The following is a 6556-nucleotide window of genomic DNA, read 5'->3' as shown; positions in this document are numbered from 1 at the left end:
GACGACGTCGTCGAGGTGCTCGGGCGATTCGGGGCCGAGTGCACCCCGAGCCCCGACCGGCTGGCCGAGCTCGGCATGGAGCGGTTCAAGCCGGTGGCCGAGATCATGGTCAAGCAAATGCTTTTCATGGACTCGCCGCCGCACCGGAGAGTCCGCGCGCTCGCCTCACACGCGTTCACCGCACGCCGGGTCGAGGCGCTGCGCGACCACATCCGCAGCATCGCCAACGGCTTGATCGACCGGGTGATCGCCTACGGCGAAATGGATCTGATGAGCGACTTCGCGGGCCCCCTGCCCGCGATCGTCAGCGCCGAAATGCTCGGCCTGCCAACCCAAGACCACGAACAGCTCAAAGAGTGGTCGCAGACTTTCGCCGCGATCCTCGGCAATTTCCAGAACAACCCGGACGGTATCGACGAGGTGCTCAGCGCTACTTCGGACATGAGCGATTACCTGGAGCGTGCGCTGACCGAGAGCGCGGACGCCCCCACGGTCGGACTGATCGGGTTGCTGAGTAAGGCCCGAGTGCAGGGGGACCGGCTCAGCCGGGAAGAAGTGATCGCCAACACCATCATCACGATGGTCGGCGCGATGGAGACCACCACGAACCTGATCGGCAACGGCCTGGTGACCCTGCTGCGCAATCCGTCGGCGTTGGAGCAGCTTCGGTGGGATCCGGCGATGATGCCCACAGCGATCGAGGAGCTGCTGCGGTTCGAAAGTCCGAGCCAGCAGACTACCCGCATTGCACCCGAGGATGTCGTTCTCGGCGACCAGCACATCGAGCAAGGGCAGTCGGTGATCGTCCTGATGGGCGCGGCCAATCGGGACCCGGCCCGCTTCGAGGATCCCGATCGCCTCGACCTGAACCGACAAGACAACCGGCACTTAGCATTTGGCTGGGGCCCACACTTCTGCTTCGGTGCTCCACTGGGCCGGATCGAGGCCCAGATCGCCTTCGAAACCCTGCTGTCCCGGCTGCCCGAACTCGAGTTGGGGGGCGGTCCTCTGCAATGGCGCGCAAATCTCAAGCTTCGTGGGCTGGAGAAACTTCCGATCAGGTGGCAGGCATGACGAGCATAGGTACCGGTGAAGCTGCCCGGCTGGGTCAAATGCGCCGCGCGCTCTTGGAGCGACGGGTGCGGGCTGCCGGTATGAACCCGCTCGTCAGCGAGCCGCCTGCAATCAGCTCGTTGACAGTCTCTGGTCCAATGCCGCTTTCGGCTTCGCAGTCGCAGATGTGGTACCAGAGCCAACTCGCCCCGGACTCGCGCATGTTGAGCGAGGTGGTCGAGATCCGCAAGACCGGTGCGCTGGACGTCGGTGCGCTACGACGTGCGCTGACCGAGGTGGTCGCCCGGCACGAAGCGTTGCGGACAACCTTCGACTTGATCGACGGAGTGCCACATCAAATCATCCAGGAGCCAACGGAAGTGGACATCCCCATTTCCGACTTTTCAGACCTGGATACCGCAGCTGCTGTTGCGCGCGCCGTGGAGATCGTCACCGCCGACTCGATGAAACCTTACGACCTCGCCAACGGACCACTGATCCGCCCCCGGCTGGTCCGTATCGCCGACAACGACCATCGGCTCTATATCGGCCTGCACCATCTGATTTGGGACGGCCTGACCCTGAATCGAGTCGTGTTTCCCGAACTCGTTGTGCTGTACCGCAGCTACACCACGGCTGTGCCGTCGGCGCTTCGCCGCCCGGAGGCGCAGTACGGCGACTACACGCAGTGGGAACTCGATTGGGTTCGGGGGCCTGAGACGGCGAAGCGAATCGAGCGGTGGCGTGATCGACTGGCGGACATCACCTCGACCCAGTTGCCGCTGGACCATCCGCGACCCTCGCGTCAGACCTTCGCCGGGGGAACGATCCCGCTCACGATCGACCATGCCACCGTCGAGGCGCTGCGTACCGCGTCGCGAGCCGCGGGTGGCACTTTGTTCCATGCGTTGTCTGCCGCCTACGCATGGTGGCTGCACCTCTACAGCGAGTCCACCGAGGTCGTCTTCGGCACCCCGCACGACCTCCGGCAGCGCAGTGATCTGTTCTCGGTCGCCGGCTACGCGGTCACGCCTGTCGTCGTGCGCTGCGAGGTGTCGGGGGAGGAAACCTTCACCTCGCTGATCGGTCGCACCGGTCGGGTGGTCACCGAGGCACTCAGCGACGCAGTGCCGTTCGAGACTCTGGTCAGCGCCCTGGGGGTGGCACGTGATGCACGCACTAATCCGCTTTTCCAGACGTCGTTGGTGCTCGAGCCGCAGTTGACATCGCCGGCCGATGACTGGTCGCTGCATCTGATGGAAACCGATGTTCGGGACGCGTTGGGATCGTCGAAGTTCGACATCAGTATCGAGCTGGACGAGCGGCCCGAGGGCGACCTCGCGGGACGGTTCTTTTTCAGCACGGATCTGTTCGACCGGGCGACGGCGCACGAGATGTTGTCGCATTTCGTTCGCCTGCTCGAAGTGCTCGCGGCCGCGCCCGAAATACCGATGCGCGAACATGATTTGCTTACCATGGACGAGCGCGACCGCCAGCTCGACTGGAATCCGGCTACTCAAGCGGATGTTTCGACGGACCCGCAGTGTGTGCACGAAATCATCAGCGCGCAGGTCGAGCGTACGCCGGAAGCGGTCGCGGTTGAGGTCGGCGACACCACCCTGACTTATCGACAACTGGACGACCGGGCAGCGGCCATCGCATCACGGTTGGTGGACGCGGGCGCCGGCACCGGCTCGGTTGTCGCGGTGCTGCTGGACCGCACCCCTGATCTGATCGCGACACTGCTCGGAATCCTCAAGTCCGGTGCTGCGTTCTTGCCGCTCGACCCCCGGCAGCCGGGCGCTCGCAACAGCTTCAGCGTCAACGACGCCGGCGCGAGCTTGATTGTGACCGATCGCCCCCTGCCTGCTGGATGGGAAGCGGACGCGGCCACTGTCGTCAATATTCGCGAATCCTGGTCGTCGAGAGCGCGTCCTGTCGCGGTCGCGCCCAGCGACCTGGCCTATGTGATCTACACCTCGGGGTCGACCGGTCGTCCAAAGGGCGTGCTCATCGAGCACCGCAGCGTCGCGAACCTGATGGGCACCATGTTTCCGGACATGGGCGTCACGGCCGCCGATACCGTCTTGTCGGTGGCCTCCATCTCCTTCGATGTTGCACTCGGGGACATTTTCTGCGCGTTGGCCAGTGGCGCAAGGCTTGTTCTGGCCAGCTCCGCGCAGGCGACGGAACCCGTTGCCCTGAGCCGGCTGATCGTCGACAGTGGCGCCAGCTACATGATGGCTACGCCAACCACCTGGTCGGCGTTGGTTGCCTCGGGATGGAGCGGCGACAGTCGTCTCGCAGTGGCATCGATCGGTGAGACGATGCCTGACGGCCTGGCCAAGGCGCTGTTGCAGAGGTGCGGTCAAGTCTGGAACACCTACGGCCCCACCGAGGCAACCATCATCGACACCGTCGTGAAGCTGGCCGATGGGGACACCGTCACGGTTGGGAAACCGTTCTCCAACGTGCGGATGTACGTCATCGACCCCAATGGGCGACTGCAACCAGTCGGAGTCCCCGGCGAGATCGCGATCGGCGGCGTCGCGGTGGCCCGCGGCTACCACAATCGTCCCGACGAACAGGCGCGTCGGTTCGTCGACGATCCCTTCCACGCGGGTGATCGGATGTATCGCACCGGCGATCGGGGCAGATTCCTGCCTGACGGCCGGCTGCAGCACCTCGGCCGCTACGACGACCAGCTCAAGATCCGCGGTTTCCGCATCGAGCCGGGCGAGATCGAGTCCACCCTGTGTGAGCATCCCGGGGTGAACTCGTGCGCCGTGGTTGTCAGCGAGGCGCCCAACGGCGACAAGCAATTGTCGGCCTACATTGTCGACGACCCGGGCTGCCCCAGCGAGGCCGACACACGTGATTGGCTCCGGCGTCGCCTGCCCGAGCACATGATTCCCAGTTCATTGACGTTCATCAGCGAGCTTCCTGTGACGGCGAGTGGAAAGCTCAACAAGGCGGCGCTGCCTGCGCCCGCGCCACGGGTGACAGACCGCGCCGCTGACACGCTTCCGCGAGACGACACCGAACGGCGCGTCGCCGCATTATGGGAAGGGTTGCTGGCCGCACCGGTCACCGATGTCAACGCCGATTTCTTCGATGTCGGCGGCCATTCGCTGCTGGCCGCTCGGCTGATCTTCAGGGTGCAGCGGGAGTTCGGTACCGCACCGGCGCTCGCCGCGTTCCTGGACAGCGGCCGGACCGTCGCGGGCCTCGCCGCGTTGATCAATGTCGAAAGCTCGTCTAGCGCAGATGAAGTCACGTCCGAATCGCCGCTGCATTTCGTTTTCGCCGATCTTGCCTCAGCGGTGAGCGTCCGGCACTTCAAGGACTTGTGGGCTGAGGACCAATCGGTGCACGTCCTGATCCCCGAACAACCGGACGGTCTGTTCGACGCGTCGGTAACCGTCGAACAACATGCCGGCCAGGCTTTTTCGGTGATCTGCGAACGTCAACCGGAGGGTCCGATCGCGCTGGCAGGCTATTCAATCGGCGGGGCCGTGGCCTATGAAATCGCACGTCAGGCCGTCGACGCCGGTCGGACCGTCGAGTGGTTGGGCATCATCGACTGCCTGGCGCCGTCGATGGCGCATATGGAACAGGAGCACCAGACGCTGCGATGGCGGTTCAGCCGCATACGCCGCCGGCCCGTGCGCGAACAGTTGACTAAATATCTCGAGGTCGGGCGCCGGCTGCTTCGAAGTGGCGAGCTGTGGCCGCATCGCGACTTCGACTATCACGGCGCCACTGAGATCGCAAGCCGCTACCACCTGCCCGGGCATGACGCTCCGATGCACCTGTTCGCAAGTCGGGGAACGGTGTTCGATGCCGAGACGGAGCTGTTGGGTTGGGACGACTTCCACAAAGGGTCGGTGACCGCGGATCAGCTCGCCGGTGACCACGTCAGCATCCTCGAACGTCCGCTGATCGAGGAGCTGGCGCAGATGATGATCGAATCACTGCACAAGGCAAGGGCATCGGCGAACTGAATCGCTTCACGCAGGACGTCATCGGCGAGGTGACATCACCCGGAAATGACGTGCGCGAACTCGCCTGGACGGTGGCCGGCGCATCCGCCGGAAACCTGGCACGTCACTGGGTCGACCCGATAGGGCCCGGCCTTGGACGTTCACTGGCGGCTACGTTCGTTCTCACCACGGTTGCCGCAGTGCTCATCGGCTTCGCGCGCGTCGCCTGCATTCGAGCGTCCATGAGGACGGTGCTTTTCGCCGCCGGAGGAGCCGCCGGGAGTGTCAGCGCCGCGGCCACACGTGCTGCGACCGCGACACCGGTGCAATCCTTGGCAGTCCTGGCTACCTTCTTCGTCGGTGCCGTTGTCGGTCTGCTGACGGGGATGTGGGTCGCGCTTCGTACGGCGAATCCTCGCCGCGCAGAGCGGTGTTGAGGTCTCAGCGTGGGAAATTTGTTCTTCTTCGGTGGCTCGGTCGTGGGCGCCGCTCTTGCCTGGTTCGTCGGTCGCGGTGACCGAAGCCGGTCGATGGCTGCCGCGCTCACCGGTGTTTCATGCGGGCTGCTCGGTGTCTTGGCGTCGATGAGTGGTGGCACGATGACACCGATGACACAGGCAGGCTTCGGGCTGCTGGGCGCGGCCGCGCCACTGACGCTGTGTCTGACATCGGTCAACACTGCCACCACGACTGAGGAAAGGTCATCCGCCATCCGTCGCTACAGCGCCACCCTCACGCTGTCGCTGCTGTACGGGATTGGTTGCGCGGTAATGGGATTCGCATTGGGCTACGGGGTCAAGTATGACAGCCACAAGGAATTTGTGGGCCAACCCGCGCACTGTTCGACCATCTCGCCGAACCACATGCGCGGTCGGTCATGAAACTGCGTGTTCCCCGGCGCGCGTCCCAATGGGTCGGCGTACCGCTGCTCGCAGTACTCCTTACCGTGGCGTGGGTGTCGCACAACGCCAGGCCGCCGGCGCCGCTGCCGACGGTGTTCACCCCGTACCTGCCGATCAACCTGGTCGACCAGCCAAGTCCCCGCAAAGTGTTTGCGCACTATATGCCGAGCCTGCCGATATCGATCGACAACAAAGACGGATCGCAGGACTACTACGCCACTGAGTACCTCACGCCCGGCGGTGAAGACGGCAAGCACGCTGCGTACGGTGGGTTTCTGCGGGACAGGCCCCTGCCCCGGGCCCACAGTGATCGGCCGGACTGGAAGTTGGTGGACCTGCTCACCGAGATCAGTCAAGCTAAAAGCGTTGGTATCGACGGATTCGCGGTCGATGTGTTCACCCCGCGCGCCGAGGCCGATGTCACTGATCTGATACTCCGGGCCGCAGCTGCGGAGAAAGATTTCACCATCCTGGTTACCGCCGATGTCACCGGACCCTTTCGCGCGATGACCCCGGCGGACTTCGCCGCCGAGATCGCGCCGTACCTGAACGCGCCGGCCGCGTTTCGTCTGTCGGACGGCCGCCCCGTCCTGGGCGCCTTCGCCGCTGAGGCACAGC

At 64.5% G+C, this 6556-nt stretch carries 5 protein-coding genes; all 5 read left to right on the top strand.

Annotated elements, in window-relative coordinates; genetic code table 11:
• Positions 1–1074, top strand: a 1074-nt coding sequence (locus tag AC2VOU_RS20070) for a cytochrome P450 (RefSeq protein WP_486958939.1), incomplete at its 5' end; no start/stop codon positions are given.
• Positions 1075–1211: 137 nt separating this feature from the next.
• The gene (locus tag AC2VOU_RS20065) at positions 1212–5057 is read left to right on the top strand and encodes a non-ribosomal peptide synthetase (protein WP_486958938.1); all 3846 of its coding nucleotides are present in this window, start codon (positions 1212–1214) and stop codon (positions 5055–5057) included.
• 29 nt (positions 5058–5086) lie between these two features.
• Positions 5087–5473, top strand: a complete 387-nt coding sequence (locus AC2VOU_RS20060) for a hypothetical protein (RefSeq protein WP_486958937.1) — start codon at positions 5087–5089, stop codon at positions 5471–5473.
• Between the two features lie 9 nt (positions 5474–5482).
• Positions 5483–5917, top strand: coding sequence for a hypothetical protein (locus AC2VOU_RS20055; protein WP_486958936.1), 435 nt, complete (start codon positions 5483–5485; stop codon positions 5915–5917).
• A 74-nt stretch (positions 5918–5991) separates the two neighbouring features.
• A partial coding sequence (locus tag AC2VOU_RS20050) for a glycoside hydrolase family 71/99 protein (protein WP_486958935.1) occupies positions 5992–6556 on the top strand: 565 nt, incomplete at its 3' end.

This window comes from Mycobacterium sp. TH-M25 (genome assembly GCF_057473665.1).
Note: the sequence above shows the minus strand (reverse complement) of the source record. Positions and strands in the feature narration are given on the sequence as shown.

Excerpts from the sequence above, each read along its gene's own strand:
- AC2VOU_RS20065 (WP_486958938.1), top strand. The coding sequence starts at position 1,212 with ATGCCGCTTTCGGCTTCGCAGTCGCAGATGTGGTACCAGAGCCAACTC.